This window comes from Comamonas endophytica, from assembly GCF_023634805.2.
In the GTDB taxonomy this organism is placed as follows: domain Bacteria; phylum Pseudomonadota; class Gammaproteobacteria; order Burkholderiales; family Burkholderiaceae_C; genus Comamonas; species Comamonas endophytica.
This window is the reverse complement of the sequence record NZ_CP106881.1, coordinates 832,888-858,350: the sequence shown is the minus strand read 5'-3', so window position 1 is coordinate 858,350 and position 25,463 is coordinate 832,888. Positions and strand designations below refer to the sequence as shown.

Below are 25,463 nucleotides of genomic sequence, written 5' to 3'. Positions count from 1 at the left end.
GTGTTTCCTTTTGTCGTGGCCTGTCAGGCCTTGGCGGCGTCGCCACCGGCGCGCTGCTGCTGGTGCACCAGGGCCGCCTTGATGAACGCGTTGAACAGCGGGTGGCCGTTCCAGGGCGTCGACTTGAACTCGGGGTGGAACTGCACGCCGATGTACCAGGGATGCACTTCCTTGGGCAGCTCGACGATCTCCGTCAGGTGCTCGCGCTGCGTCTTCGCCGAGATCACCAGGCCGGCATCGCGCAGCTGGTCAAGGTAATTAACGTTGGCTTCATAGCGGTGGCGGTGGCGCTCCGTCACGACCGGGCCGTAGATGCTGTGCGCCAGCGTGTCGGGCTGCACGTCGGAGCTCTGCGCGCCCAGGCGCATGGTGCCACCCAGATCGGAGTTCACGTTGCGCGTCTTGATCGTGCCGTCCTCGTCCTTCCACTCGGTGATCAGGGCGATGACCGGATGGGGGGTCGATGGGTCGAATTCCGTCGAGTTGGCCTTGTCGAGGCCGGCCACGTGGCGTGCGTACTCGATGGTTGCGACCTGCATGCCCAGGCAGATGCCCAGATAGGGCACCTTGCTCTCGCGGGCATAGCGCGCGGTGCAGATCTTGCCCTCGACGCCGCGCGAGCCGAAGCCGCCGGGCACCAGGATGGCGTCGTACTGCGCCAGCTTCTCGCTGGCGTGGCCTTCGATGGTCTCGGAGTCGAGGTGGTCGATCTTGACGCGCACATGGTTACGCATGCCGGCGTGGCGCAGGGCCTCGTTGACCGACTTGTAGCTGTCGGACAGGTCCACATACTTGCCGACCATGGCGATGCGCACCTCGCCCTGGGGATGCTCGGTTTCATGCACCAGGTTGTCCCAGCGCTTGAGGCTGGTGGGCGGCGTGTTCAGGCGCAGCTTGTCGCAGACCAGGCCGTCGAGGCCTTGCTCGTGCAGCATGCGCGGCACCTTGTAGATGGTGTCCACGTCCCACATCGAGATGACGCCCCACTCGGGAACGTTGGTGAACAGCGAGATCTTCTCGCGTTCCTCGGCGGGCACGGGGTGCTGGGCGCGGCACAGCAGCGCGTCGGGCTGGATGCCGATCTCGCGCAGCTTCTGCACCGTGTGCTGGGTGGGCTTGGTCTTGAGCTCGCCGGCCGTGGCGATCCAGGGCAGGTAGGTCAGGTGCACGAAGGCCGAATTGTTCGGGCCCAGCTTGAGGCTCAGCTGGCGCACGGCTTCGAGGAAGGGCAGCGACTCGATGTCGCCGACGGTGCCGCCGATCTCGCAGATCGCGACGTCGACCGCGTCGGGCGTGCCCAGGCCTGCGCCGCGCTTGATGTAATCCTGGATTTCGTTGGTGACGTGCGGGATGACCTGCACCGTCTTGCCGAGGTAGTCGCCGCGGCGTTCCTTCTCCAGCACGCTCTGGTAGATGCGCCCGGTGGTGAAGTTGTTGGTCTTTTTCATGCGCGTTTCGATGAAACGCTCGTAATGGCCCAGGTCCAGATCGGTTTCGGCGCCGTCGTCCGTCACGAACACTTCACCATGCTGGAACGGCGACATGGTGCCCGGATCCACGTTGATGTAGGGATCGAGCTTGATCAGAGTGACTTTGAGGCCGCGCGACTCGAGGATCGCAGCAAGGGAGGCGGAGGCGATTCCCTTGCCCAGGGAAGACACCACACCGCCGGTGACGAAGACAAATTTGGTCATGTCTTTATAGGTGTTGGTAAAGAAGGATTATAGATGCGTGCCTCTGTGGCGCGCCCGGCCGGGGGGCGATATACCCTGTCAAGCGGCGCCTTGTCTGCTAAATTCCCTGCATGAAAGAGTTCGCTGGCAAACATCTGGTTCTGGGCCTCAGTGGGGGCGTTGCTTGTTACAAGTCGGCGGAGCTGTGCCGGCTGTTGGTCAAGGCCGGCGCGACCGTGCAGGTCGTCATGACCGAGGCGGCCGAGCAGTTCATCACGCCCGTGACCATGCAGGCGCTGTCGGGCCGCACGGTCTATGGCTCGCAGTGGGACGCGCGCGAGGCCAACAACATGCCGCACATCAATCTGTCGCGCGCGGCCGATGCCATCCTGATCGCGCCGTGCAGCGCCGATTTCGCGGCGCGCCTGGCGCAGGGCCGCTCGGACGAACTGCTCAGCCTCATGTGCCTGGCGCGGCCCATCGGGCGCGTGCCACTGCTGCTGGCGCCGGCCATGAACCGCGAGATGTGGGTGCATCCCGCGACGCAGCGCAATTTCGCGCAGGTCGCGCGCGATGGCGCCACCGTGCTGGGCGTGGGCACGGGCGAGCAGGCCTGCGGCGAGACCGGCGACGGCCGCATGCTCGAGCCGGCCGAGCTGATGGATGAATTGAGTGCCTTCTTCACGCCGCAACGGCTCGCGGGCCAGCATGTGCTGGTCACCGCAGGCCCGACCTTCGAGGCCATTGATCCGGTGCGCGGCATCACCAACCGCTCGAGCGGCAAGATGGGTTTTGCCATCGCCCGCGCGGCGCGCGAGGCCGGCGCCGAGGTCACGCTCGTGGCCGGCCCGGTAGCGCTTGCCACGCCGCGCGGCGTGCGCCGCATCGACGTGCAGTCGGCGGCGCAGATGCTGCTGGCCGTCGAGCAGGCGGCCGATGCGGCCAGCGTGTTCATCGCCACGGCGGCAGTGGCCGACTGGCGACCGGCGCTGGCCTCGGAGCAGAAGATCAAGAAGGACGGCTCGGGCGAGGTGCCGGCGCTGGCCTTCGTGGAAAACGCCGACATCCTGGCGCGCGTGGCGCAGTCGCCGCGCGCGCGCGCCGGCGCGCTCTATTGCGTCGGCTTCGCCGCCGAAAGCCACGACCTGCTGGCGCATGCCACGGCCAAGCGGCTGCGCAAGCAGGTGCCGCTGCTGGTCGGCAACATCGGCCCGGCCACCTTCGGGCAGGACGACAACGCGCTGCTGCTGGTCGATGCCGAGGGCCACCGCGAACTGCCGCGGGCCTCCAAGCGCGTGCTGGCGCAGCAACTGGTCGCGGAAATCGCGCAGCGGCTGCGCGCCGTGCCCGCCAGCATTGCACAGGTGTCCGCATGAGCTCCTGGATGCAAAGCCCGAAGGGCCTGCGCCGCAGCACGCAAGCCTGGCTCGATGCCCCGGAGCCTGCCGTCGAGGTCGGCTATGGCGGGCCGGCCGATGGCGATTTCGCCCGCTATGTGGACCAGCTGCTGGCCCAGGCCGAGCAACAGCAGCGCGCGGCCCGTGCGAGCGATGGCACGCGTGCCGCTGCCCCACCTGCGGCAAAAGGCGCTGGCGTGCCCGGCGCCGCACGCGCGCGCCCGGCAGCGGCGGCGGCGCGCGCCGCGGGGCTGAAGGCCCTGGTCTGGGGCAAGCTGGTGCCGATGGCGCTGCTGCTGGTGCTGGGCGTGGCGGTGTTTTTCTCGCAGGGCGCGGTGTTCGCGCTGTTTGGCCTGCTGATGCTCGTGGGCCTGCTGGCCAAGGGCCTGCGCCGCAAAAAACGCTGAAGCCGGCAGGCGCGGCGCGCGGGCACGGCAATTTCGGCGATGATGGCGGCCCATTGCTGCGGCGCGCGTGCGGCCGGGCATCCCTTTTTCCTTTGCACAGATTCCCTGCGCCTGGCCCTCGTGCCGGCTGCGGGGCCCTATCCCATGAACGTTGACCTGAAGATCCTCGACGCGCGGCTGCGCGACAACATGCCCGCCTATGCCACGCCCGGCAGCGCCGGCCTCGACCTGCGCGCCTGCCTCGACGCGCCGCTGACGCTGGCACCCGGCGAATGGCAATTGGTGCCCACGGGCATGGCCATCCATCTGGCCGACCCGGGCTATGCCGCCATGATCCTGCCGCGCTCGGGCCTGGGCCACAAGCATGGCATCGTGCTGGGCAATCTGGTCGGCCTGATCGACAGCGACTACCAGGGCCAGCTGATGGTCAGCGCCTGGAACCGTTCGCCCACCGCCTTCACGCTGCAACCCATGGACCGGCTGGCGCAGCTGGTGATCGTGCCCGTGGTGCAGCCGAGCTTCCGCCTGGTCGAGGAATTCGGCGCGGTGTCGCAGCGCGGCGAGGGCGGCTACGGCTCGACAGGCAAGGCCTGAGGCGCTTGCCAGGCGCATCGAACCGTATCCGGAAGCACTTTGTGTGAGCAAGTGTCAAACCTGTCGACATTGGATGCCGGCCTACCGTTATAGCTTGACAGGCTGGTCAAAATGGACCAGTCCGTGCCGGGGACGGGAGTCCGTCGACCCATGTTCCGCCGGCATGTCGCAACAGGAGATATCCATGCAAAACATTCAACGTTGGAGCCGGGTCTTGGGTGCGGGCGCGATCGTCGCTGCGCTGACGGCATGCGCTGGCTATCCGCAGGGTGGCGGCTATGGCCAGCCCAGCTATCCGGTGGCTTCCCAGCCCATCTATTCCAGCGGCGGCTATGCCAACCAGGGCTATCCCAACCAAGGCTACCCGCAGAGCTATCCGGTGCAGGTGCAGCAAGGCCGGGTGGTGAACATCGAAACCGTGCGCGTGCAGGACTCGAGCGGCGTGGGCGCGGGTGGCGCGATCATCGGTGGCGTGCTTGGCGGCCTGGTGGGCCACAACGTCGGCGGCGGCTCGGGCCGCACGCTGGCCACGGCCGCGGGCGTGGTGGGCGGTGCGCTGGCGGGCAACGCCGTGCAGAACAACATGGGCGGCGGCGGCGTGCGCGACATCTACCGCGTCACGGTGGAAGCGCGCGACGGCAGCCTGCGTTCCTTTGATTACCCGAACCCGCCGCAGCTCAACATCGGCGACCGCGTGCGCATCGAGGGCGACCAGCTGGTGCGTTAAGTCTGGCAATGCAGGGGGCTGGACCAGTCCCCTGCAGGCCTTTCAATGCAAGGTGTCGTTGCCCGGCACCTGCGGCTGGATGCGGAAGAACCCCGTGCCCGCGCTGCCGCGGCCGATTTCCTCCTCGGTGGCTTCGCGCACGCCTTCCACCTTGAGGTGCAGGCGCAGCGCGATGCCGGACAGCGGGTGGTTGCCGTCCAGCACCACATGCTCGGGGTAGATGTCGGTCACGGTATAGAGCGCGTCCTGCGGCGCATCGGGATTGGTGCCCTTGGGCAGCGCATGGCCCTCGAAGGTCATGCCTTCCTCGATTTCGGCGGGGAACAGCGCGCGCGGCTCGAGGAAGATCAGCTTCTCGTCATAGTCGCCAAATGCGTCTTCGGGTTCGAGATGCAGGTCCAGCGTCGCGCCCGGGCTGTGGCCCTGCAGCGCCTGCTCGATGGCCTTGAGCAGGTCGTCGCCGCCGACCAGGAAGTCGACGGGCTCGTCGAGCACGTCGAGCTCATCGCCCAGGGTGTCCTTGAGGGTCCAGGTCAGAGCGACCACGCATTGTTCTTTGATTTCCATGGGTTTGCAGCCTTGTGCAGTCAGCCCTGCAGCGCAGGGAAAAAGGGAAGGCCGCCCGGAGGCAGGCGGCCGGCAGATGCCAGTAGCCGCCATTTTCCCATGAGCGTCAAGCGCGCAACGCAGCGGCGGGCATTCGGCCGAAGGGATCGGCCCCATGCCCCGGCACTCAGCTCCTCTGCGCCAGCGCCTGCTGCAGCCGGGCCAGCAGCCGGTCGATATCCTGCAGGTCCTGGGCCGTGAGGCGCGGGCCGGGCGTGCGCATGGCGGCCGAGGCAATGGCGCCGCGGCGCTTGAGGATCTCCTTGCGCACGGCAACGCCCCACTGGGACTGGTTCTCGAAGTTCAGCAGCGGCAGGTAGAGATCGAACAGATCATGTGCCTCCTGCACCTTGCCCTCAGTGAACAGGCGGTGGACGCCCGACAGCATTTCGGGATGGGAAAAGCCGGACATCGGCCCTTCGATGCCGCGCTGCAGCTCCTGCGGAAGATAGACGCCGTTGTTGCCGGTGAGGATCGCCACCGGGCGGCCCAGCGCGGCACGCAGCCGCGTGATCTTGGCGGCGCTGGGAATGTCCTCCTCCTTGATGGCCTGGATCTGCGGGTGGCACTCCACCAGCCGGGCCATGGTCGGCACGGACATCCACACCCCCGTGGAGAACGGAAAGTCCTGCAGCACGGTGGGCACATCGCCGATGCGCTCGAAAACCGCGGCGAAGTAGCCCAGCACCTCCTCCTCGGTCCTGAGCCCGCCGGGAGGGGCGATCATCACACCCGTGGCGCCGGCGGCCATGACCTGCTCGGTCAAGGCAGCCAGTTGTGCCACGCTGGAATGGCTCACTCCCGCAATGACGGGCGCTCCCCGGGCGCGGTCCACGAAGCGCTCGACCACCTGCAGCGCTTCCTCCATGGACAGCTTGGCGGCTTCGCCGGCCACGCCCAGCACGGTCAAGCCCGCGGCGCCATGCCGCAGATAGAAATCGGTCAACGTATCGATGCTGGGCAGATCCAGCCCGCCATCGTCTGCAAAGGGGGTCTGGGCCACGACATAGAGGCCTTTGAACATTGTCTTCATATGTACTATCCAAACAGATTGTTAGCGCTAATATTAGCGCTAACGACCGACCTGTTCCACCGGGATTACACCGAGGGCGGCGAACCGTCGATGCGTTGGAACGTGCTATCTTCGTCCGCATGAAAGACCGTCCGTCCCCGTCCATGCCAGCCGCTGCGTCGAAGCGCCCGAGGCGCGGCTCCGGCAGGGTCACGCTGGCCGAGGTCGCGGCAGTGGCCGGCGTATCCGCACAGACGGTGTCGCGCGTGCTCAACGGTCCGCAGAACGTTCCGGCCGCCACCGTCGACCGGGTGCGCGCGGCCATCGCGCAGGTCGGCTATGTGCCCAACCGCATGGCCGGCGGACTGGCCTCGGGGCGCAGCAAGCTGGTGGCGGCGCTGGTGCCGGCCCTGGCGTCGCCGGTGTTCCAGGAAACCATCGAGTCGCTGATCCGCTCGCTGGCGGCCAACGGCTACCAGCTGATGCTGGGCGAGAGCGGCTATGACGATGTGGATGAGGTGCAGCTGCTGGAGAACCTGATCAGCCGCGGGCCGGACGGCATCGTGCTCACGCGCGTGCTGCAGTCCGGGCTGGCGCGCGAGCGGCTGGCGAGTTCCGGCATCCCGGTGGTCGAGACCTGGGATCTGACCCCCGATCCGGTGGACATGCTGGTCGGTTTCTCCCACGAACAGGTGGGCGCCGGCGTGGCCGATCTGATGATCGCGCATGGCATACGCCAGCCCGCGCTGGTGACCGGCAACGACCCGCGCGCGCGGCGCCGCCGGCAGGGCTATGCCCGCCGCTTCGTGGAGCGCGGCTGCCTGGCCTCGGTTTCCGACCTGCCGGTGGCGGAGGTCGAGGCGCCTGCGCCGCTGGGCTCGGGCCGCAGGGCGCTGGCCCGGCTGATCGACAGCGGCAGGGCTTTCGATGGCGTTTTCTGCAGCACCGACATGCTGGCGCTGGGGGTGCTGATGGAAGCCGGGGCCCGCAAGCTCGAAGTCCCTGGAAGGCTGGGCGTGGTGGGGTTTGGCGACCTGGTCTTTGCCGCCGACACCACGCCCGCGCTCACCACGGTGCGCATCGACGGCCGCAGGATGGGCCAGCTTGCGGCACAGCTCATCATGCAGCGCGCCCAGGGCCAGGCGGTGGCCGAGCCCGTGCACGACATCGGCTTCGAACTGGTCCTGAGGGACAGTCTCTGAGCCGCTTCAGAAAGGATAGTGGCGCGGCGCCGTCTGCATCGTGATCCAGCGCGTGTCGGTGAAGGCATCGATGCCGGCCTGGCCGCCGAAGTGCCCGTAGCCCGAGCTCTTGACGCCGCCGAAGGGCATCTGCGCCTCGTCATGCACGGTAGGCCCGTTGATATGGCAGATGCCCGACTCGATGCGCGCCGCGACCTGCCAGGCGCGCGCCGTGTCGCGGCCGTAGACGGCGGAGGACAGGCCGAATTCGTTGTCGTTGGCAACGGCAATCGCTTCCTCCACTCCCTGCACGCGCACGATGGCCTTCACCGGCGCGAAGGTCTCCTCGTAGAAGATGTCCATCTCCGAAGTCACGTGGTCGAGCAGCGTGGCGGGCATCAGCGTGTTCTCGGCCTTGCCGCCGCACAGCAGCCTGGCGCCTTTGGCCACGGCATCGTCGATCAGGGCGTTGACGCGATCGACGGTGTTGCGATCGACCACCGAGCCCAGCACCACCGGGCCCTGGCGCGGATCGCCCAGCGGCAGCGATTGCGCGCGCGCCACCAGCTTGGCGATGAATTCGTCGGCCACCTTTTCATCGACGATGATGCGCTCGGTCGACATGCAGATCTGGCCCGAATTGGCAAAGGCGCCAAAGGTCGCTCCGGCCACGGCGGCGTCGATGTCGGCATCGTCGAGCACCAGGAACGGTGCCTTGCCGCCCAGCTCCAGAATGGCCGGCTTGAGGTATTTGGCGGCCGTCTGGCCAATGATGCGGCCCACGCGCGTCGAGCCCGTGAAGTTCACGCGGCGCACGGCCGGGTGGGCGATCAGCGCTTCGACCACGGCGCCGGCATCGGCCGGCGCATTGGTCACGAAGTTCACCACGCCCGGCGGCAGGCCGCCTTCCTGCAAGGCCTCGATGATCAGGCCGTGCGTGGCCGGGCACAGCTCCGAGCCCTTGAGCACGACGGTGTTGCCGCAGGCCAGCGGCGTGGCGATGGCACGCACCGCCAGGATGATGGGCGCGTTCCAGGGCGCGATGCCGACCACCACGCCCGCCGGCTGGCGCACCGCCATCGACAGGCTGCCGGGCACGTTCGAGGGAATGATCTGGCCGCTGATCTGCGTCGTGAGCGATGCGGCTTCGAGGAACATGTCGGCCGCCAGGTGCACGTTGAAGCCGGCCCAGATGCCCGAGGAGCCGGTCTCGGCCGCCATGGCCGCGGCAAAGGCCTCGCCCTTGGATTCCATGGCCTGCGCGGCCTTCATCAGCAGCGCGCGGCGCTCGCCCGGACCCATCGCGGCCCAGGCGGGAAAGGCCTTGGCGGCGGCATCGACCGCGGCGCGCGCATCCTCCACGGTGGCTGCAGGTGCACGCGTGGCGACCTGGCCGTCCAGCGGATTGCGGCGCTCGAAAGTCGCGCCACCGGTGGCGCCCACGGTCTGGCCGCCAATCAGCATCTGTTGTTCGATCATGCAAGTTCCTCCAGTGAATCGCGGGACTGCGCCCGCACGGGCATGGCATATCCTAGGGCTGCGGGCGCTGCGCGGCTATGCCCAGCATGCACGGGGTGCTTGACTGTGGGTGCATGGCGCTCAGGGTTTTCCAGCGCTGGCGCGCTTGTCGGGATAATGGCCCGATGAACACCGCAAGCAGCCTGAGCACCGATGGCCTGACGGCCCGCGAAGCCGTGCCCGCCTGGCAGGAATGGATGTCCACGCTGTTCTCGGGACTGGACACGGACCTGTATGGCGACACGGTGTTCGAAGGGCACCTGCAGCGCTCGCAGGCCGGAGCGGTGGTCATGACGCGGCTCGAGGCGGCGCGCCACCGCGTGATGCGCAGCGTCCAGGGCCGGCGTTCGCATGACCTGGAGCATGTGAAGATCGTCGCCCCGTGGCAGGGGATCGCGGCCGTCAGCCAGCAAGGCCGCGAGGCCAGCGCGCGCAGCGGCAGCTGGGTCATCTACGACACCAGCCTGCCCTACGAAGTGGCCAACCCCGGCTGGTCCGAGCACCTGATCGTCATGCTGCCGCGGCGCAGCCTGGAGCAGCGCGGCATCCGGCTCGAAGGCCTGATGGGGCGCAATGTCGGCGGCGGCTCGGGCATTGCGCGCGTGGCGCTGGAAACCATGCGCAGCACCTATCAGGAGCTGCCGACCATGGCGCCGGCCGTGGCCGAACGCGCGGGCGAGCTGCTGATCGACCTGGTGCACCTGTCGCTCCAGGAGCTGTCGGGCGGCGGCACGGGCGTGACCCGGCAGCAGGCCTTCAAGGACCGCGTCCGCGCCCATGTCGCGGCCCATGTGCGCGATGCGCGGCTGTGCGTGGACGACATCGCCGCGGCCATGAACTGCAGCCGGCGCCACCTCTACAACGCGTTTGCCGACGAACCCCTGACGCTGGCCGCGTGGATCCAGCAGCTGCGCCTGGAGCTGTGCATGCGCGAGCTGCGCGAGCCGCGCCATGCGGGGCGCACGATCACCGATATCGCCTTTGGCTGCGGGTTCAGCAACAGCGCGCATTTCAGCCGGGCGTTCAGGGGGTATACGGGGATGGCTCCGAGCGAGTTTCGGGGGTTGGGGTGAGGTTGTGTGTGCTTGTTTCGAGCGCTGGCCGTCCACCTTTCGACGGCGCCGCCCAGGCGGGCTCAGGGCTCCAGACGCGCATGAGTGGATCTTTTCGAGGACAGGCCCTTCACCCTTCGACAGGCTCAGGGGGCCCGCCTAGGGCGAACGGTTGATACGTTAATCCTGAGCCTGTCGAAGGATGGACGGCCTGCACTCGAGTAAACCGTTCGCCCTGGGCGGGCCCCTCAAGCCTGCCTGGGCGCCTTGTCGAAGGCTAAACGTCCTGTTCTCAAAGCCGGGGCACGGTCCTGTCATGGACAAGTGCCTTGCAAATGGACATCCATAGGACAATGCCCCCATTCTTAGATTGCAAACCGACTCCCATGGATATCGACCACCCCCTCGCCCTGCTCGGCGGAATGACCGCTTCCCAGTTCATGCGCCGCCACTGGCAGAAGAAGCCGCTGCTGGTGCGCCAGGCGGTGCCGGGCATGCTGGCGCCCGTGGGGCGCGATGCGCTGTTCGATCTGGCGGGCCAGGACGGCGTCGAGTCGCGCCTGATCCGCCAGCAGAAGAAGGGCTGGAGCATGGACCACGGCCCCTTTGGCCCCGGCGATCTGCCGAAGCTGGACCAGCGCGCCTGGTCGCTGCTGGTGCAGGGCGTGGACATGCACGACGCGGGCGTGCATGCGCTGCTGCAGCAGTTCCGTTTCGTGCCCGAAGCCCGCCTCGACGATCTGATGATCAGCTATGCCACCGATGGCGGCGGCGTGGGCCCGCATTTCGACAGCTACGACGTGTTCCTGCTGCAGGCGCACGGCAGGCGCCGCTGGCGCATCGGCCGGCAGAAGAACCTGCAGCTGCAGGAAGGCGTGCCGCTGAAGATCCTCGCCGAATTCGAGCCCGAGCAGGAATTCGTGCTCGAGCCCGGCGACATGCTCTATCTGCCGCCGCGCTATGCCCATGACGGCGTGGCCGAGGGCGAATGCATGACCTATTCGATAGGCTTTCGCGCGCCGGCGCGGGGCGAGCTGGCGCGCGAGCTGCTGCTGCGCATGTCGGACGAGCCCGACGAGCCCGAAACCCCGGTGCTGTACCGCGACCCCAAGCAGGAGGCCGTGGCCCATCCCGGCGAGATTCCCGCCGGCATGGCCGAATTCGCGCGCGCCGCGCTCGAGCGCGCGCTGGCCGAGCCGCTGGCGCTCGAACGCGCGCTGGGCGAGTACCTGACCGATCCCAAACCCAATGTCTGGTTCGAGGCGGGCGAGGAGGGCGTCATGCTGGAAGCCATCGTGCTCGACCGGCGCACGCGCATGATGTATGACGCGCGCCATGTCTTCATCAATGGCGAGAGCTATCTGGCCGCAGGGCGTGACGCCAAGCTGATGCGGCTGCTGGCCGACCAGCGCGCGCTGTCGGCGCGCGAGCTGGCGCGCGCCAGCGATGATGCGCTGGAGCTGCTTTCGTCCTGGCACGAAGCCGGCTGGATACGCAGCGCATCCTGATGAGGATGGGGCGCAGGACAGAAGTTCCAGCAGCGATGAACCGGTTTTGTAGGTCAATGCCGCGACCAGCGGGTTAACCCCCAAAAATGAGCGCAAACCAGGGTCGAAGTGTTGTCAGCAATCGTCAGGAATGCCAAAACCTTCCCTATAATTCCTGCTGTGTCGCAGCAATTTTCTTGCGACTCTGCCGGAACGTTCCATGGCTGCAAGAGGCTGGCCGTTGCTGGCATATCGAATTTTCAATGCTCCTCAAAATAGGAATACTGATATGAAGCACTCTATCGTTCTGGCTACCGTGATCGCTGCTGCCGCCCTCGTCGCTTGCAGCAAGAAGGAAGAATCCACCGTGGTCGTTCCCGCTGCGGAAACGCCTGCTGTGGTCGCTCCCGCAGAAACCACGCCTGCCGCTCCCGTCGAGAACACGCCTCCTGCAGCCCTGGGCGCTCCCGCTACCGATGCCACCACCGGCACCACTGGCGCTACCGACACCACCGGCACGACCAGCGTCACCGGCACCACTGGCGGTACCGATGCTTCCTCCGACGCTGCCAAGGCTGCTGCCGACGCCGCTGCCGGCGCTGCCACCACCCCCGCTCGCTAATTCCTTCAGGCCCGGGTGACCGGGCTCTGGAATGAAAGCAAGGCCCCGCTCGCGAGACCGGGGCTTTTTTCATGCCTGGATCGCCCTTGCCGGCCGCACCTCGCCGGCCACCCATGAAAAAAGCCACCGCAAGCGGTGGCTTTTTCGTCGCCGGCCCGAGCGGGCCGCGTGATCGGCTTACTTCAGGTCGTCCGTCAGCACGCGCACGATGCGCTGGGCGTTGGCCGAGGTCTCGGGCACGCCGGCCGAGGTCAGCACCGAGACCGTCGACAGGTTGCCCTCGCTGCGCACCTGCACCTGGTACTTGACTGGATCCGCGACCTCGCCACCCTGGCTGAAGATGCGGCTGAAGAAGCCCTTGGGCTTTTGCTCTCCCGGAGAGACATAGCGCACGTAGTAGATGCCGCGGCTGCGGTCGCGGTCCTCGACCGTGAAGCCGGTGCGGTCCAGCGCCAGGCCGACACGGCGCCAGGCGCGGTCGAAGCCCTCGTCCAGCAGCACCACGGGCGCGTTGTTTACGGTGTCCATGCGCGCGCTGGGCGCGGCCGGCGCGGCGCGTACCGACGCGGCCGCGGCCTGGGACTGCTCCTGGCTCAGGCCCAGCTTGACCATCAGGCGGCGCAGGAACTCGGTTTCCAGTTCCGTATCGGAGGGCCGCGGCTGCCAGGCCGTGGAGTCGCGGTCCTGGGTGGAATAGACCTCGATCATGCCGCGGTGGGTGATGTAGACCTCGGTGCCGCCATCGGGCCTGCGCTCGAGGCGCGTGCGGAACTTGTCGCGCTCGCCGGTGGAGTAGAACGAGTCGAGCACCTTGCCCAGCGCCGCGCGGATCGCGTCCTGCGGCAGCTTGGCGCGGTTCTCGGCCCAGTCGGTTTCCATGATGCCCAGCTTGGCATCCTCCTTGACCATGACGAAGCCATTTTCCAGCCAGAACTCGCGCACCGGGTCCCAGAGCTTGTCGGCCGGACGCGAAATCACGAGCCAGCGCTCGTTGCCCACGCGCTCGATGCGCACGTCGCCGGCGTTGCTGATGACGGTCTGCGCGCCGGTGGGGGCCTGGGCCGCCTGGCCGGCCTGCAGTGCGTTGGCCGAGACCACGCCGCCGGGCACGTTGTAGCGCGTGTCGCGCGTGAGCTGGCTCAGGTCGGGGGGGACTTCAAGCGTGGGCGCCTTGGCCGCGCTCTTGTAGTCGATCTTTTCCGAAGTGAAGGTGGTGCAGGCGGACAGCGCCATGGCAAGGCCCAGCAGGCCAAGACGTGCAGTAGTTGGTTTCACGCGAATTATCCTCGTGCTCTGATGGGGGGACGCAGCTCAGATCAGCTCTGCGGAGCGCATTGCGCTCTCGACCGCGTCGACATTTTGGGGGCTCAGCTGCGTCATCGGCAGGCGCATTGTGCCGCCGCACAGGCCCATGCGCGCCACGGCCCACTTCACGGGAATCGGGTTGGCCTCGATGAACAGGTTGCGGTGCACCGGCATCAGCTGGCGCTGGATCTGCATCGCGCGCTGCACGTCGCCGGCCAGCGCCGCCCGGCACAGCTCGCTCATCAGGCGCGGCGCGATGTTGGCCGTGACGCTGACGTTGCCATGGCCGCCGCAGAGCATCAGCGCCACCGCGGTCGGATCATCGCCGGAATACACGCCGAAGCCGGCGGGCACGTCGCGGATGAGCCACTGGGCGCGCTCGATGTTGCCCGTGGCTTCCTTGATGCCGATGATGCCGGGGATCTGCGCCAGGCGCAGGACGGTGTCGTGCAGCATGTCGGCCATGGTGCGGCCGGGCACGTTGTAGAGGATCGTCGGCAGATCGCCCACGGCCTCGGCAATGGCCTTGAAGTGCTGGTACTGGCCTTCCTGCGTGGGCTTGTTGTAGTAGGGCACGACCTGCAGCTGGCTGTCGGCGCCGACGGCCTTGGCAAAGCGTGCCAGTTCGATGGCTTCCTGCGTGGAGTTGGCACCGCAGCCGGCCATGATCGGCACGCGCTTGGCGGCCTGCTCGACGGCCACGCGGATGATTTCGCAGTGCTCTTCCACATTGACGGTGGGGGATTCACCGGTGGTGCCCACCACGCCAATGCAGTCGGTGCCTTCGGCAATGTGCCAGTCGATCAGTTTGCGCAGGCTCGGGTAGTCGACGCTACCGTCTTCGTGCATGGGGGTGACGAGGGCAACAATGCTGCCGGTGAGAGCGACGGTGGAAGAGGTCATGTCCGCAATTGGAAACGGGAAAGAGACATTCTAACGAGTGCGCGCAATCATTAGCGCGCTTGCCAGGGCATCCCCGGAGCGCAGGCGGTTTCCCGGAGGAAAAAGCGCTCCCTCAGAGCGCCGCAGGGGCCTCGCTGCCCGGCAGCGGGCGCCGCGCCGCAATGCGCTGCACGCAGCGGGGGGGATTGTCGAGAAATCCATCTTCATAGGCAACGACTTGCAACTCGCCCGCGCAGGCGTGCAGGAGCTCGCCCGGCTGCAGCAGGAAGTCCGGGCGCGAGGGCTTGCCGAAACGCGCGTTGCCCGCGGCAAAGGTTTCGTAGAGCAGCACGCCACCGGGTGCGACGCTCGCCACCAGCGTGGGCAGCAGCGCGCGCCACAGGTAGTTCGTGACCACGACCGCGTCGAACTGCGTGCCCGGCAGCGGCCAGGCGCCGTTTTCGATGTCGGCGCACAGCCGCTGCGCCGATGCGGGCAGCGCGGCCAGCGCTTCCTGCGAGCGGTCGATTCCTAGGCCCGGATGGCCGTGCTCGGCAAACCAGTGCAGATGGCGGCCATGTCCACAGGCTACATCGAGCACGGTGCCGCCCGCGGGGACCAGATGGGTGAAGCGTTGGATCCAGGGGGAGGGGGTGTGGAACATTGATGAATTGTGGAGTGGAAACCCAGCCCTGCGGATCAAAACCGGCACTTGGACAGGCTCAGTGCGAACGGTGCACACATCGCGAGACACCCTTCGATCCTTCGACAGGCTCAGGATCAGTGCGAACGGTGTTTTTAAACCGTTCGTCCTGAGCTTGCCTGGGCGGCCCCGTCGAAGGATGAAGGGCCGAACCTCGTGTAAAGGGCATATTGGTCTTTTTTAAAAACAAGCCCACACCTGATCCGCCATCACCCGCATGAATTCCGGATCCGTATACATCCCGAACACCCCCGCCAGCACCAGCGCAACCAGCGCCCAGCCCAGCACGCGCAGGAGCAAGGAACGCCGGGCCATGGCTCAGGCCGCCACCGGCTGGCGCTGCACAGGCGCTTCCCGGATCGGCAGGTTGACCAGCGCCGCAAAGATGCCCAGCGCGATCGACAGATACCACACGATGTCATAGCTGCCGCTGCGGTCGTAGAGATAGCCGCCCAGCCAGACGCCCAGGAAGCTGCCGACCTGGTGGCTGAAGAACACGAAGCCTCCCAGCATGGACAGGTGCTGCACGCCGAAGAGCTGCGCCACCGTGGCGTTGGTCAGCGGCACCGTGGACAGCCACAGGAAACCCATGGCTGCGGAAAAAGCATAGACCGTCCAGGGCGACAGCGGCGCCAGCAGGAAGGCCACCGTCACCACCGAGCGCAGGGAATAGATGCCCGCCAGCAGGTAGCGCTTGGGGAAATGCTGCCCCAGGTTGCCCGCCAGATAGGTGCCGAAGATATTGAACAGTCCGACCAGCGCCAGCGAGTAGCTCGCCACCTGCGGCGCGAGGCCGTAGTCCTTGAGGTAGCTGGGCATGTGCACGCCGATGAACATGACCTGGAAGCCGCAGACGAAGTAGCCCGCCGTGAGCAGCAGGAAGCTGGGTGTGCGCAGCGCCTCGGCCGCCGCCTGGGCCACGCTCTGCTGGCGCGGGGCCGCGCTCCGGCTGCCGGCAAAGCCGGGCTCGCGCAGGCCGAAGGCCAGCGGCACGATCATCAGCACCAGCATGGCCAGCACGACCAGCGCGTTCGACCAGCCGATCTGCGCGATCAGTGCGCCCTCCACGGGCACCATGAAGAACTGGCCGAAGGAGCCCGTGGCCGCTATCACGCCCATGGCCCAGGAGCGGCGCTCGGCAGGAATCTGCCGCCCCAGCACGCCGAAGATCACCGCATAGGTGGTGCCGGCCTGGGCCGCGCCGATCAGCAGCCCGGCGGTGAGCGCAAACCACAGCGGCGTGGTCGACAGCGCCATGCCCGTCAGGCCCAGCGCATAGGCCGCGGCGCCCGCCAGCAGCACGCGGAAGGCGCCGAAGCGGTCGGCCACCATGCCGACGAAGATACCCATGACGCCCCAGGCGATGTTCTGGATGGCGATGGCCATGGCGAAGGACTCGCGCGTCCAGCCCATCTCCTGCGTGATGGGTTGCAGCCACAGGCCGAAGCCATGGCGGATGCCCATGGACAAGGTAACGATTGCGCCCCCGCACAACAGCACCTGCATCATGGAAAGTGGTTTTGAGCTTGTTTTTTGCATGATGATGCAAATGTATCCAGATTGACCTCGCGGCGCAGGCATCCGCGCGACACTGCACGCGCTGCAGGGTATGCTGTGTGTCCATACAGCTTTTTGCTTTGCGCCGCACTACAATCCCAGCCCATGGCAGCAAAACCCTCATCCTCCTCCACGAGCGCGTACTCCGAAGGCTCGATCCGCGTGCTCAAGGGCCTCGAGCCCGTCAAGCAGCGCCCGGGCATGTACACGCGCACCGACAACCCCCTGCACATCCTGCAGGAGGTGCTGGACAACGCCGCCGACGAGGCCCTGGCCGGCTACGGCAAGAAGATCAAGTTCACCCTGCATGCCGACCATTCGGTCAGCGTCGAGGACGATGGCCGCGGCATCCCCTACGGCCTGCATCCCGAGGAGAACGCGCCGGTCATCGAGCTGGTGTTCACGCGCCTGCACGCGGGCGGCAAGTTCGACAAGGGCCAGGGCGGCGCCTACAGCTTCTCCGGCGGCCTGCACGGCGTGGGCGTCTCGGTGACCAATGCGCTCTCGACGCGCATGGAAGTCACCAGCTTTCGCGACGGCCACAGCGCGCGCTTGGTGTTCGGCGCGGGCGACGTGATCGAGCCGCTGCAGGTGCAGCCGCTCACCAGCGGCGAGCGCAAGCGCGGCACCACGGTGCGCGTCTGGCCCGATGCGAAGTATTTCGAGACCGCGCAGCTGCCCATGGGCGAGCTGGTGCACCTGCTGCGCAGCAAGGCGGTGCTGATGCCCGGCGTCACCGTGACCCTGGTCAACGAGAAGACGCGCGAGGCGCCCCAGGTCTGGCAGTACAAGGGCGGCCTGCGCGACTACCTGCAGCAGAACCTGCATGGCGAGCCCGCGATTCCCATGTTCGAGGGCGAGGGCTTTGCCGACCGCCACAACGACAGCTTTTCCGAGGGCGAGGGCGCGGCCTGGTGCGTGGCCTTCACCGAGGACGGCGCGGCAGTGCGCGAGAGCTATGTCAACCTGATTCCCACCACCGCCGGCGGCACCCATGAAAGCGGCCTGCGCGACGGCCTGTTCCAGGCGGTGAAGAACTTCATCGAGCTGCATTCGCTGCTGCCCAAGGGTGTGAAGCTGATGCCCGACGACGTGTTCGCGCGCGCCAGCTATGTGCTCAACGCCAAGGTGCTCGACCCGCAGTTCCAGGGCCAGATCAAGGAGCGGCTGAACTCGCGCGACGCGGTGCGCCTGGTGTCGGGCTTCGTGCGCCCGATCCTCGAGCTGTGGCTCAACCAGCATGTGGAATGGGGCAAGAAGCTCGCCGAGCTGGCGATCAAGGCCGCGCAAAGCCGCCAGAAGGCCGGCCAGAAGGTCGAAAAGCGCAAGGGCTCGGGCGTGGCGGTGTTGCCGGGCAAGCTCACCGACTGCGAGAGCCGCGACATCGCGCACAACGAAGTCTTCCTGGTCGAGGGTGATTCCGCCGGCGGCAGCGCCAAGATGGGTCGCGACAAGGAAACCCAGGCCGTGCTGCCGCTGCGCGGCAAGGTGCTCAACACCTGGGAGGTCGACCGGGACCGGCTGTTCGCCAACAACGAGATCCACGACATCTCGGTGGCGATCGGCGTCGATCCGCACGGCCCGAACGATTCGCCCGACCTGTCCGGCCTGCGCTATGGAAAGGTCTGCATCCTGTCGGATGCCGACGTCGACGGCTCGCACATCCAGGTGCTCTTGCTGACGCTGTTCTTCCGCCACTTCCCCAAGCTGGTCGAGGCCGGGCATATCCACGTGGCGCTGCCGCCGCTGTTCCGCGTCGACGTGCCGGCGCGCGGCAAGAAGCCCGCGGCCAAGGTCTATGCGCTCGACGACAACGAGCTGGCGGCGATCCTCGACAAGTGCGCCAAGGACGGCGTGCCGCGCGAGAAGTGCCAGGTCAGCCGCTTCAAGGGCCTGGGCGAGATGAACGCCGAGCAGCTCTGGGACACCACGCTGAACCCCGACACGCGCCGCCTGCTGCCGGTGCAGCTGCTGAACCTGGGTTTCGCGGAGTCCGAGGACGTCATCACCAAGCTGATGGGCAAGGGCGAGGCCGCGGCCCGCCGCGAGCTCATGGAGCTGCATGGCGATGCCGTGGAAGTCGATATCTGAGCCATGACCTGCCCGGCCCGCCCCCTGCTGCGCCGCAGCTCCCGCCACCGCCTGCTGGCGGCGGGCCTGCTGTGCCTGGGGCTGGCGGCGGCGGGTGGCGCGCGCGCCGATCTCTGGGCGTTTGTCGATGCGCGCGGCGTGACGCATTTCGCGGCCGAGCAGCTCGACGAGCGCTACACGCTGTTCTTCCGCGGCCCGCGCTTCGATTCCGAACTCGACATCGCCGCGCCCATGCAGCCGGGTACGGCGCCGGCCGCGCGTACGCGCGTGCAGTCGTATTTCGACTTGTTGCCGGCCTACAAGAGTGCGCGTCCACACCTGCGCCGCGCGGCCGAGCGCAGCGGCGTCGACTACGCGCTGCTCAAGGCCGTCATTGCCACCGAATCGGGCTTCGATACCCTGGCGGTCTCGCCCAAGGGCGCGCTCGGGCTGATGCAGCTGATGCCGGCCACGGCCGAGCGCTTCGGCGTCGCGCCTACCCGCACGCGCAGCCTGGCGCAGCAGCTGCACGACCCGGCCGTCAATGTGCCCGCGGGCGCGCGCTATCTGGCGCATCTGCTGGACCTGTTCGACGGCCGGCTCGAGCTGGCGCTGGCGGCCTACAACGCCGGCGAGGGCGCGGTGCGCCGCGCCGGGCAGAAGATCCCGCCCTACCGTGAAACACAAAACTATGTGAAGACCGTGCTGGCGCTGTACCGCCAGCTCCAGCCGCTGGCGCCGGTCGCCGCGGCCCGCGCCGAAGGCGGCGCACGGTCCTCACGCATCCGCATGACGCTGCCTGGCGGCGCCAGCGGGACTTTCGACGAGAAACGAGAACAATGAGCGATCAAGATACTTTGGACCTCGCGGTGCAAGCCAATGGCGATGCGCTGGACCTGGGAACCTATGCGCAGCGCGCCTACCTCGAATACGCGCTGTCGGTGGTCAAGGGCCGAGCCCTCCCCGATGTCTGCGACGGCCTCAAGCCGGTGCAGCGGCGCATCCTCTATGCAATGGACCGCATGGGCCTGGGCTACTCGGGCAATACCGCTGCGCGTCCCGTCAAGAGCGCGCGCGTGGTCGGCGATGTGCTGGGGCGCTTCCACCCGCATGGCGACCAGTCAGCCTATGACGCGCTGGTGCGCATGGCGCAGGACTTCGCGCAGCGCTATCCGCTGGTCGACGGCCAGGGCAATTTCGGCAGCCGCGACGGCGACGGCGCTGCGGCCATGCGCTACACCGAGGCGCGGCTGTCGAAGATCACCGGCCTGCTGCTCGACGAGATCGACGAGGGCACGGTGGACTTCGCGCCCAACTACGACGGCTCGACCCAGGAGCCGCGCCAGCTGCCCGCGCGGCTGCCTTTCAGCCTGCTCAACGGCGCCAGCGGCATCGCCGTGGGCCTGGCCACCGAGATCCCGAGCCACAACCTGCGCGAGGTGGCCGATGCCTGCGTCGCGCTGATCAAGAAGCCGCAACTGACCCAGGCCGATCTGGCGCAATTCATCCAGGGTCCCGACTATCCGGGCGGCGGGCAGATCATCAGCAGCGCGTCCGACATCGCCGATGCCTACCGCACCGGCCGCGGCAGCCTCAAGGTGCGCGCGCGCTGGAAGATCGAGGAACTGGCGCGCGGCCAGTGGCAGATGGTGGTCACCGAGCTGCCGCCGGGCGTCTCGGCGCAGAAGGTGCTCGAGGAGATCGAGGAGCTGTCCAACCCCAAGGTCAAGGCCGGCAAGAAGACCCTGAGCCAGGACCAGCAACAGCTCAAGCTGAACCTGCTGGCGGTGCTCGACGGCGTGCGCGACGAGTCCAGCAAGGACGCGCCGGTGCGCATCGTCATCGAGCCCAAGAGCGCCAAGGTGCGCCAGGCCGACCTGGCGCACATGCTGCTGGCCCACACCAGCCTCGAGACCTCGAGCTCCATCAACCTAACGATGATCGGGCTCGACGGCAAGCCGGTGCAGAAATCGCTGCTGCAGATGCTGCGCGAATGGATCGAGTTCCGCCAGGCCACGGTGACGCGGCGCTCGCAGCACCGCCTGGCGAAAGTGCTCGACCGCGCGCACATCCTCGAAGGCCGGCAGATCGTGCTGCTCAACATCGACGAGGTCATCGCCATCATCCGCGAGAGCGAGGAGCCCAAGGCGGCGCTGATCGAGCGCTTCGCGCTGTCCGAGCGACAGGCCGAGGACATCCTCGAGATCCGTCTGCGCCAGCTGGCGCGCCTGGAAGCCATCAAGATCGAGCAGGAGCTCGCGGCGCTGCGCGAGAGCCAGGCCAAGCTGGAAGACATCCTGGGCAACCCGGCCTCGCTGCGCCGGCTCATGGTCAAGGAGATCGAGGCCGACGCCAAGCAGTTCGCCGATGCGCGCCGCACGCTGATCCAGGAGGAGAAGAAGGCCGTGGCCGAGGTCAAGGTCGCCGATGAACCGGTCACCGTGGTGGTGTCGGAAAAGGGCTGGGTGCGCGCGCGCCAGGGCCATGGCCACGAGGCCTCGAGCTTCACCTTCAAGGCCGGCGATGCGCTCTACGGCACCTTCGAGTGCCGCACCGTGGACCAGTTGATCGCCTTCGGCAGCAACGGCCGCGTCTATTCGGTGCCGGTGGCGCAGCTGCCCGGCGGGCGCGGCGACGGCCAGCCCGTCACCACGCTGGTCGAACTGGAGAACGGCACGCGGCTGCAGTACTACTTCGCCGGACCGGCCCAGACCAGCCTGCTGCTGGCGAGCTCCGGTGGCTATGGCTTCCTGGCGAACGTCGAGAGCCTGGTGTCGCGCAACAAGAGCGGCAAGGCCTTCGTCAACCTGGCGGAAGGCGAGACGCTGTGCGCGCCGTCGGTGGCCAGCGGCGGCTCGGGCAGCGCCATCTTGCCGGCCGCCACCCATGTCGCCGTGGGCTCGGTCGGCGGGCGCATCCTGACTTTCGAGATCGCCGAGCTCAAGACCATGTCCAGCGCGGCGCGCGGCCTGCTGCTGCTGGCGCTGGAGGATGGCGACACGCTGGCTGGCGCGGCGGCCTATACCCGCAGCATCCGCCTCGAGGGCACGGGCCGCGGCGGCAAGGCGCGCGAAGAGACGCTGGAGATCCGCAGCCTGAACAACGCCCGCGGCAAGCGCGGTGCCAAGGGCAAGGCGGCCGATCTGGGCTTCAAGCCGGCGCGCATCACGCGCGTGGAGTGAGCTGGCCGCGCCGCAGGCGCGCATGGGAAAGACAATGCCGCTCGGTCCGTGCCGAGCGGCATTTTTTCGCCGCGTCTGCTGCCGGCAGCGGCTGGTCTCTGCGTTCCGGCGCGTGCTCCCGGCAGGCAGTTCCTGCCCTTCAAGGCAGGCTGTGGCCGTGGATCTGACGGCGTCTCCGTGCCGCACGGAGCCATATGCATGGGTAACGGGCGCGCGCGAAGTCCGCCAGCCGCAGCGGGCCTGGCATGCGCATCACCTGGGCGACGCGCAGCCGTGGGTTGCACTGCGGCGAAAGGGTGATGCGCTCAGCCGATCTCGGCGATCAGCTCGATCTCCACGCAGGCGCCGAGCGGAATCTGCGCCACGCCAAACGCGCTGCGCGCATGCTGTCCCTTGGCGCCAAAGACTTCGCCCAGCAATTCGCTGCAGCCGTTGGTGACCAGGTGCTGCTCGGTGAAATCGCCGGTCGAGTTGACCAGGCTCATCACCTTGACGATGCGCTGCACGCGCTCGAGGTTGCCGCCGGTGGCGTGGTGCAGCGTGCCCAGCAGGTCGATGGCGGCAGCGCGCGCCGCGGCCTTGCCTTCTTCGGTGTCCAGGTCGCGGCCCAGCTGGCCGACCCAGACCTTGCCGTCCTTCTTGGCGAGGTGGCCGCTCAGGAACACCAGCGAGCCGGTCTGCACGTAAGGCAGGTAGGCGGCCGCGGGCACGGCCAGTTCGGGCAGTTCGATCTGCAGTTCTTTCAGCTTGTCGTAAACGCTCATCACATTTCCTTTGTGAAATTCCAGGGAATTCGGGTCGTCTGCGAGTGTGACATAGGCACGGCCGCCAAGAGGCACTGATGGGCGCAAGGGCAGGGGCGCGCAATTGGATGGCGCTGGCTAGCATCTGCGCGATGAGCGCTTCGCCTGGCATCCCTGAAACCTGTGCCCAGCCCCTGCGGCCCTGGTATGGGTTCCAGGCTGCGCTCATCGGATTGGTTGCAGGTGCGGCCTGGCAGGTGACCCAGCCTGCGCTGTGGACGACATATGGCTACGCAGCGCTGCTCCTGTCTGGCACAGTGCTGGCCGCAAGCGCCTGGGCCGCACGCCGCCGGGCCTTCGCAGTGCCCTGGCTGCTCTGGGCCCTGGCCGCGGCCTGTGCCATGGCCGTGGGCTGCGGTGCGCGTGCGCTGGCTTTCCAGTCGCAGGCATTGGCGCCGGAGCTCGAAGGCCAGGATCTGCGCGTGACCGGCATCGTGGCCGCGATGCCCGAGCCCGCGCCCTGGGGGCTGCGTTTTCGTTTTGCGGTCGAGCATGCGGTGCACGCCACAAAGGCCGAGGCTGTTCCGGTGCAGCTGCCGCCGCTGATTGACTTGACCTGGCAGGGGCCGCGCAGCGGCACCGGGCCCGGGCCCATGCCACTTTCCGCCGGCGAACGCTGGGCAATGACCGTACGCCTCAAGGCTCCGCATGGGCTGCGCAATCCCCATGGCTTCGACCAGGAGCTGTGGCTCTGGGAGCAGGGGGTACAGGCCACGGGCTATGTGCGCGCGGGCAAGGCCCAGGCGCCGCCGCAGCGGCTGCAACAGACCTGGAGCCATCCCGTGGCGCTGCTGCGCCAGCGGCTGCGCGATGCGATCGTCGGCATGCGCGCCATGCCTTGGGAATGGGCCGGCGTCGAGCCGTCCGGCTGGCAACGCGCGCGCGGCGTGGTCGCGGCGCTGGTGGTCGGCGACCAGCAGGCCATAGAGCGCAGCGACTGGGAGCTGTTCCGTGCCACCGGCGTGGCCCATCTGATGAGCATCTCCGGGCTGCACATCACGCTGTTCGCCTGGCTGGCGGCGGCGCTGCTGGGCTGGACCTGGCGATTATCGGCGCGCTGCTGCCTGTGGGTGCCGGCGCCCACGGCCGCGCTGGTGGGCGGCGTGCTGCTGGCGCTGGCCTATTCGGCGCTCAGCGGCTGGGGCGTGCCGGCGCAGCGCACGGTGACGATGCTGGCCGTGGTCGCCGGACTGCGCCTGGCCGGCGTGCGCTGGCCCTGGTACCAGACCTGGCTGCTGGCGCTGGCGGCCGTGGTGCTGGCCGACCCCTGGGCGCTGTGGCAGGCAGGCTTCTGGCTGAGCTTCGTGGCGGTGGGCGTGCTGTTTGCCTCGGCCGCGAGGACGGACCCGCCTGCCCGGGAGGTTTCCACAGGTCGTCGAACGCTGGACCATCTGCGCTCCCAGGCACTGGCGCTGCTCCGGGCCCAGGCGGTGGTCACGCTGGCGCTCACGCCGCTGGGCCTGCTGCTGTTCGGCCAGGTCTCGCTGGTGGGCGTGGTGGCCAACCTGCTGGCCATTCCCTGGGTGACCCTGGTGGTCACGCCGCTCGCGCTGCTGGGAATGGGCTGGGCACCGCTGTGGCAGCTGGCGACCGCCAGCGTGGTGCCGCTGCATGCCGCGCTGGCCTGGCTGGCGCAGATGCCGGCAGCGCAGCTGTTCCTGCCGGCGGCGCCGCTGTGGGCCGCGCTGGCGGCCATTGCCGGCGGCATCTGGCTGGTGCTGCGCCTGCCGTGGTCGCTGCGCCTGCTCGGCCTGCCGTTGCTGCTGCCGGCGCTGTCGTGGCTGCCCGCGCGCCCCGCGCCGGGCAGCTTCACGCTGCTGGCGGCCGATATCGGGCAGGGCAACGCGGTGCTGGTGCGCACCCGCTCGCACAGCCTGCTGTATGACAGCGGCCCGCGCTACGGGCCCGACAGCGATGCGGGCCAGCGCGTGCTGCTGCCGCTCCTGCGCGCGCAGGGCGAGCGCCTGGACATGCTGATGCTGAGCCATGGCGACAACGACCATACCGGCGGCGCGGCGTCGGTGCAGCGCGCGCAGCCGCAGGCCGCGCTGCGCGGCGCGGCCAGCCCCGAGTGGCCGGCCGCGGTGCGGCAGGCGGCCGTGCCCTGCGCCGCAGGCCAGCGCTGGGCATGGGATGGGGTTGCGTTCGAAGTGCTGCATCCGCTGCCGGCCGAGGCCATGGCCCCGCTGCCGCAGCGCATCGGGGCGAAGGGCAGGGACGCGCCCAACACCCGCAGCTGCGTGCTGCGCATCGAAGCGGCCAATGGCGCGGCGGCCCTGCTCGCGGGCGACATCGAACGCGCGCAGGAGTCCGCGCTGCTGGCGCGCGCAGCGCCCCTGCGCGCCGACTGGCTGCTGGTGCCGCACCACGGCAGCAAGACCTCGTCGAGCGCCGAATGGATTGCCGCCGTGTCGCCACGCCACGCGCTGGTGCAGGCCGGCTACCGCAACCGCTACGGCCACCCCGCGGCGCCGGTCGTGCAGCGCTACCGCGAGCAGCGCGTGAACCTGCTGTCGAGCCCCGCATGCGGCGCCGCGCAGTGGTCTTCGGCGCGGCCGCAGCAGGTCGTCTGCGAGCGCGCGCGCCAGCCGCGCTACTGGCAGGCCGGGGCCCGCAAATAGGCGCTCCGGCCTACCTCGAGGATGCCAGGCGATGGGTAAACTGCCGCGTGGACAAGCGTGGGAC

General features: G+C 68.2%; 22 protein-coding genes. 12 read left to right on the top strand and 10 right to left on the bottom strand.

What is annotated here, in order from left to right; translation table 11 throughout:
- Positions 1–23: 23 nt before the first annotated feature.
- Positions 24–1,694, bottom strand: a complete 1,671-nt coding sequence (locus M9799_RS03690) for a CTP synthase (protein ID WP_231044105.1) — start codon at positions 1,692–1,694, stop codon at positions 24–26.
- A gap of 110 nt (positions 1,695–1,804) precedes the next feature.
- Between M9799_RS03690 and coaBC the strand changes: the two genes are divergently transcribed.
- The 4 genes from coaBC (at position 1,805) to M9799_RS03670 (ending at position 4,798) form a co-directional block, all read left to right on the top strand.
- Positions 1,805–3,049, top strand: a complete 1,245-nt coding sequence (gene coaBC, locus M9799_RS03685) for a bifunctional phosphopantothenoylcysteine decarboxylase/phosphopantothenate--cysteine ligase CoaBC (RefSeq protein WP_231044106.1) — start codon at positions 1,805–1,807, stop codon at positions 3,047–3,049.
- Positions 3,046–3,477 carry a hypothetical protein gene (locus M9799_RS03680; protein WP_231044107.1) on the top strand — a complete coding sequence of 144 codons (432 nt, stop codon included), beginning with the start codon at positions 3,046–3,048 and terminating at the stop codon, positions 3,475–3,477. Before coaBC ends, M9799_RS03680 begins: the two co-directional genes overlap by 4 nt.
- Positions 3,478–3,621: 144 nt before the next feature.
- Entirely contained in the window at positions 3,622–4,071 is a 450-nt protein-coding gene (gene dut / locus M9799_RS03675; RefSeq protein WP_231044108.1) for a dUTP diphosphatase, read from the top strand.
- A gap of 184 nt (positions 4,072–4,255) precedes the next feature.
- Complete coding sequence (locus tag M9799_RS03670; RefSeq protein ID WP_231044109.1) at positions 4,256–4,798, top strand: outer membrane lipoprotein; 543 nt, start codon at positions 4,256–4,258, stop codon at positions 4,796–4,798.
- Between the two features lie 42 nt (positions 4,799–4,840).
- On the opposite strand, the gene M9799_RS03665 is transcribed toward M9799_RS03670, so the two are convergent.
- Together M9799_RS03665 and M9799_RS03660 are read right to left on the bottom strand one after the other, a co-directional pair.
- A complete protein-coding gene (locus M9799_RS03665; protein WP_231044110.1) occupies positions 4,841–5,365 on the bottom strand; it encodes an FKBP-type peptidyl-prolyl cis-trans isomerase in 525 nt (174 codons plus the stop codon).
- 166 nt (positions 5,366–5,531) lie between these two features.
- Positions 5,532–6,437: a dihydrodipicolinate synthase family protein gene (locus M9799_RS03660; protein WP_231044111.1), complete on the bottom strand. Its 906-nt coding sequence runs from the start codon at positions 6,435–6,437 to the stop codon at positions 5,532–5,534.
- Positions 6,438–6,580: 143 nt separating this feature from the next.
- Between M9799_RS03660 and M9799_RS03655 the strand changes: the two genes are divergently transcribed.
- The gene (locus tag M9799_RS03655; protein ID WP_231044112.1) at positions 6,581–7,618 is read left to right on the top strand and encodes a LacI family DNA-binding transcriptional regulator; all 1,038 of its coding nucleotides are present in this window, start codon (positions 6,581–6,583) and stop codon (positions 7,616–7,618) included.
- 6 nt (positions 7,619–7,624) lie between these two features.
- Here the strand turns inward: M9799_RS03655 and M9799_RS03650 are convergent, their stop codons facing one another.
- A complete protein-coding gene (locus M9799_RS03650; protein ID WP_231044113.1) occupies positions 7,625–9,076 on the bottom strand; it encodes an aldehyde dehydrogenase in 1,452 nt (483 codons plus the stop codon).
- Between the two features lie 164 nt (positions 9,077–9,240).
- Here M9799_RS03650 and M9799_RS03645 point away from each other — a divergent pair, with 164 nt between their 5' ends.
- From M9799_RS03645 to M9799_RS03635, 3 genes are all read left to right on the top strand, one after another.
- The gene (locus M9799_RS03645; RefSeq protein ID WP_231044114.1) at positions 9,241–10,188 is read left to right on the top strand and encodes a helix-turn-helix domain-containing protein; all 948 of its coding nucleotides are present in this window, start codon (positions 9,241–9,243) and stop codon (positions 10,186–10,188) included.
- 365 nt (positions 10,189–10,553) lie between these two features.
- Positions 10,554–11,675: a cupin domain-containing protein gene (locus M9799_RS03640; RefSeq protein WP_231044115.1), complete on the top strand. Its 1,122-nt coding sequence runs from the start codon at positions 10,554–10,556 to the stop codon at positions 11,673–11,675.
- Between the two features lie 268 nt (positions 11,676–11,943).
- On the top strand, positions 11,944–12,276 hold the full coding sequence (locus M9799_RS03635; protein WP_231044116.1) for a hypothetical protein: 333 nt from the start codon (positions 11,944–11,946) through the stop codon (positions 12,274–12,276).
- A 177-nt stretch (positions 12,277–12,453) separates the two neighbouring features.
- Here the strand turns inward: M9799_RS03635 and bamC are convergent, their stop codons facing one another.
- From bamC to M9799_RS03610, 5 genes are all read right to left on the bottom strand, one after another.
- Positions 12,454–13,551: an outer membrane protein assembly factor BamC gene (gene bamC / locus M9799_RS03630; RefSeq protein ID WP_231044117.1), complete on the bottom strand. Its 1,098-nt coding sequence runs from the start codon at positions 13,549–13,551 to the stop codon at positions 12,454–12,456.
- A 36-nt stretch (positions 13,552–13,587) separates the two neighbouring features.
- A complete protein-coding gene (dapA, locus tag M9799_RS03625) occupies positions 13,588–14,484 on the bottom strand; it encodes a 4-hydroxy-tetrahydrodipicolinate synthase (protein WP_231044118.1) in 897 nt (298 codons plus the stop codon).
- Between the two features lie 112 nt (positions 14,485–14,596).
- On the bottom strand, positions 14,597–15,127 hold the full coding sequence (locus M9799_RS03620; protein WP_231044119.1) for a class I SAM-dependent methyltransferase: 531 nt from the start codon (positions 15,125–15,127) through the stop codon (positions 14,597–14,599).
- Between the two features lie 219 nt (positions 15,128–15,346).
- Complete coding sequence (locus tag M9799_RS03615; protein ID WP_255662700.1) at positions 15,347–15,481, bottom strand: hypothetical protein; 135 nt, start codon at positions 15,479–15,481, stop codon at positions 15,347–15,349.
- Between the two features lie 3 nt (positions 15,482–15,484).
- Entirely contained in the window at positions 15,485–16,675 is a 1,191-nt protein-coding gene (locus tag M9799_RS03610; RefSeq protein ID WP_377007273.1) for an MFS transporter, read from the bottom strand.
- Between the two features lie 153 nt (positions 16,676–16,828).
- Here M9799_RS03610 and M9799_RS03605 point away from each other — a divergent pair, with 153 nt between their 5' ends.
- Genes M9799_RS03605 through parC form a run of 3 tightly spaced genes read left to right on the top strand, consistent with a single transcriptional unit; the run spans position 16,829 to position 21,975 of the window.
- A complete protein-coding gene (locus tag M9799_RS03605; RefSeq protein WP_231044121.1) occupies positions 16,829–18,814 on the top strand; it encodes a DNA topoisomerase IV subunit B in 1,986 nt (661 codons plus the stop codon).
- A gap of 3 nt (positions 18,815–18,817) precedes the next feature.
- On the top strand, positions 18,818–19,636 hold the full coding sequence (locus tag M9799_RS03600) for a lytic transglycosylase domain-containing protein (protein WP_231044122.1): 819 nt from the start codon (positions 18,818–18,820) through the stop codon (positions 19,634–19,636).
- Positions 19,633–21,975 carry a DNA topoisomerase IV subunit A gene (parC, locus tag M9799_RS03595; protein WP_231044123.1) on the top strand — a complete coding sequence of 781 codons (2,343 nt, stop codon included), beginning with the start codon at positions 19,633–19,635 and terminating at the stop codon, positions 21,973–21,975. The genes M9799_RS03600 and parC overlap by 4 nt, the downstream gene beginning before the upstream one ends.
- 305 nt (positions 21,976–22,280) lie before the next feature.
- On the opposite strand, the gene M9799_RS03590 is transcribed toward parC, so the two are convergent.
- Entirely contained in the window at positions 22,281–22,739 is a 459-nt protein-coding gene (locus M9799_RS03590) for a RidA family protein (protein WP_231044124.1), read from the bottom strand.
- Between the two features lie 131 nt (positions 22,740–22,870).
- On the opposite strand from M9799_RS03590, the gene M9799_RS03585 reads away from it, so the two are divergent.
- Entirely contained in the window at positions 22,871–25,399 is a 2,529-nt protein-coding gene (locus M9799_RS03585; RefSeq protein ID WP_231044125.1) for a DNA internalization-related competence protein ComEC/Rec2, read from the top strand.
- Positions 25,400–25,463: the final 64 nt, after the last annotated feature.

What these genes read in the sequence shown, in the direction of transcription:
- M9799_RS03620 (WP_231044119.1), bottom strand. Translation starts at nt 15,127, where the DNA reads ATGTTCCACACCCCCTCCCCCTGGATCCAACGCTTCACCCATCTGGTC.
- M9799_RS03690 (WP_231044105.1), bottom strand. Translation starts at nt 1,694, where the DNA reads ATGACCAAATTTGTCTTCGTCACCGGCGGTGTGGTGTCTTCCCTGGGC.
- M9799_RS03635 (WP_231044116.1), top strand. Translation starts at nt 11,944, where the DNA reads ATGAAGCACTCTATCGTTCTGGCTACCGTGATCGCTGCTGCCGCCCTC.
- M9799_RS03670 (WP_231044109.1), top strand. Translation starts at nt 4,256, where the DNA reads ATGCAAAACATTCAACGTTGGAGCCGGGTCTTGGGTGCGGGCGCGATC.
- M9799_RS03645 (WP_231044114.1), top strand. Translation starts at nt 9,241, where the DNA reads ATGAACACCGCAAGCAGCCTGAGCACCGATGGCCTGACGGCCCGCGAA.
- dapA (WP_231044118.1), bottom strand. Translation starts at nt 14,484, where the DNA reads ATGACCTCTTCCACCGTCGCTCTCACCGGCAGCATTGTTGCCCTCGTC.
- M9799_RS03655 (WP_231044112.1), top strand. Translation starts at nt 6,581, where the DNA reads ATGCCAGCCGCTGCGTCGAAGCGCCCGAGGCGCGGCTCCGGCAGGGTC.
- M9799_RS03615 (WP_255662700.1), bottom strand. Translation starts at nt 15,481, where the DNA reads ATGGCCCGGCGTTCCTTGCTCCTGCGCGTGCTGGGCTGGGCGCTGGTT.
- dut (WP_231044108.1), top strand. Translation starts at nt 3,622, where the DNA reads ATGAACGTTGACCTGAAGATCCTCGACGCGCGGCTGCGCGACAACATG.
- coaBC (WP_231044106.1), top strand. Translation starts at nt 1,805, where the DNA reads ATGAAAGAGTTCGCTGGCAAACATCTGGTTCTGGGCCTCAGTGGGGGC.
- M9799_RS03665 (WP_231044110.1), bottom strand. Translation starts at nt 5,365, where the DNA reads ATGGAAATCAAAGAACAATGCGTGGTCGCTCTGACCTGGACCCTCAAG.
- M9799_RS03660 (WP_231044111.1), bottom strand. Translation starts at nt 6,437, where the DNA reads ATGAAGACAATGTTCAAAGGCCTCTATGTCGTGGCCCAGACCCCCTTT.
- M9799_RS03605 (WP_231044121.1), top strand. Translation starts at nt 16,829, where the DNA reads ATGGCAGCAAAACCCTCATCCTCCTCCACGAGCGCGTACTCCGAAGGC.
- M9799_RS03610 (WP_377007273.1), bottom strand. Translation starts at nt 16,675, where the DNA reads ATGATGCAGGTGCTGTTGTGCGGGGGCGCAATCGTTACCTTGTCCATG.
- parC (WP_231044123.1), top strand. Translation starts at nt 19,633, where the DNA reads ATGAGCGATCAAGATACTTTGGACCTCGCGGTGCAAGCCAATGGCGAT.
- M9799_RS03680 (WP_231044107.1), top strand. Translation starts at nt 3,046, where the DNA reads ATGAGCTCCTGGATGCAAAGCCCGAAGGGCCTGCGCCGCAGCACGCAA.
- M9799_RS03640 (WP_231044115.1), top strand. Translation starts at nt 10,554, where the DNA reads ATGGATATCGACCACCCCCTCGCCCTGCTCGGCGGAATGACCGCTTCC.
- M9799_RS03600 (WP_231044122.1), top strand. Translation starts at nt 18,818, where the DNA reads ATGACCTGCCCGGCCCGCCCCCTGCTGCGCCGCAGCTCCCGCCACCGC.
- M9799_RS03650 (WP_231044113.1), bottom strand. Translation starts at nt 9,076, where the DNA reads ATGATCGAACAACAGATGCTGATTGGCGGCCAGACCGTGGGCGCCACC.
- M9799_RS03590 (WP_231044124.1), bottom strand. Translation starts at nt 22,739, where the DNA reads ATGAGCGTTTACGACAAGCTGAAAGAACTGCAGATCGAACTGCCCGAA.
- M9799_RS03585 (WP_231044125.1), top strand. Translation starts at nt 22,871, where the DNA reads ATGAGCGCTTCGCCTGGCATCCCTGAAACCTGTGCCCAGCCCCTGCGG.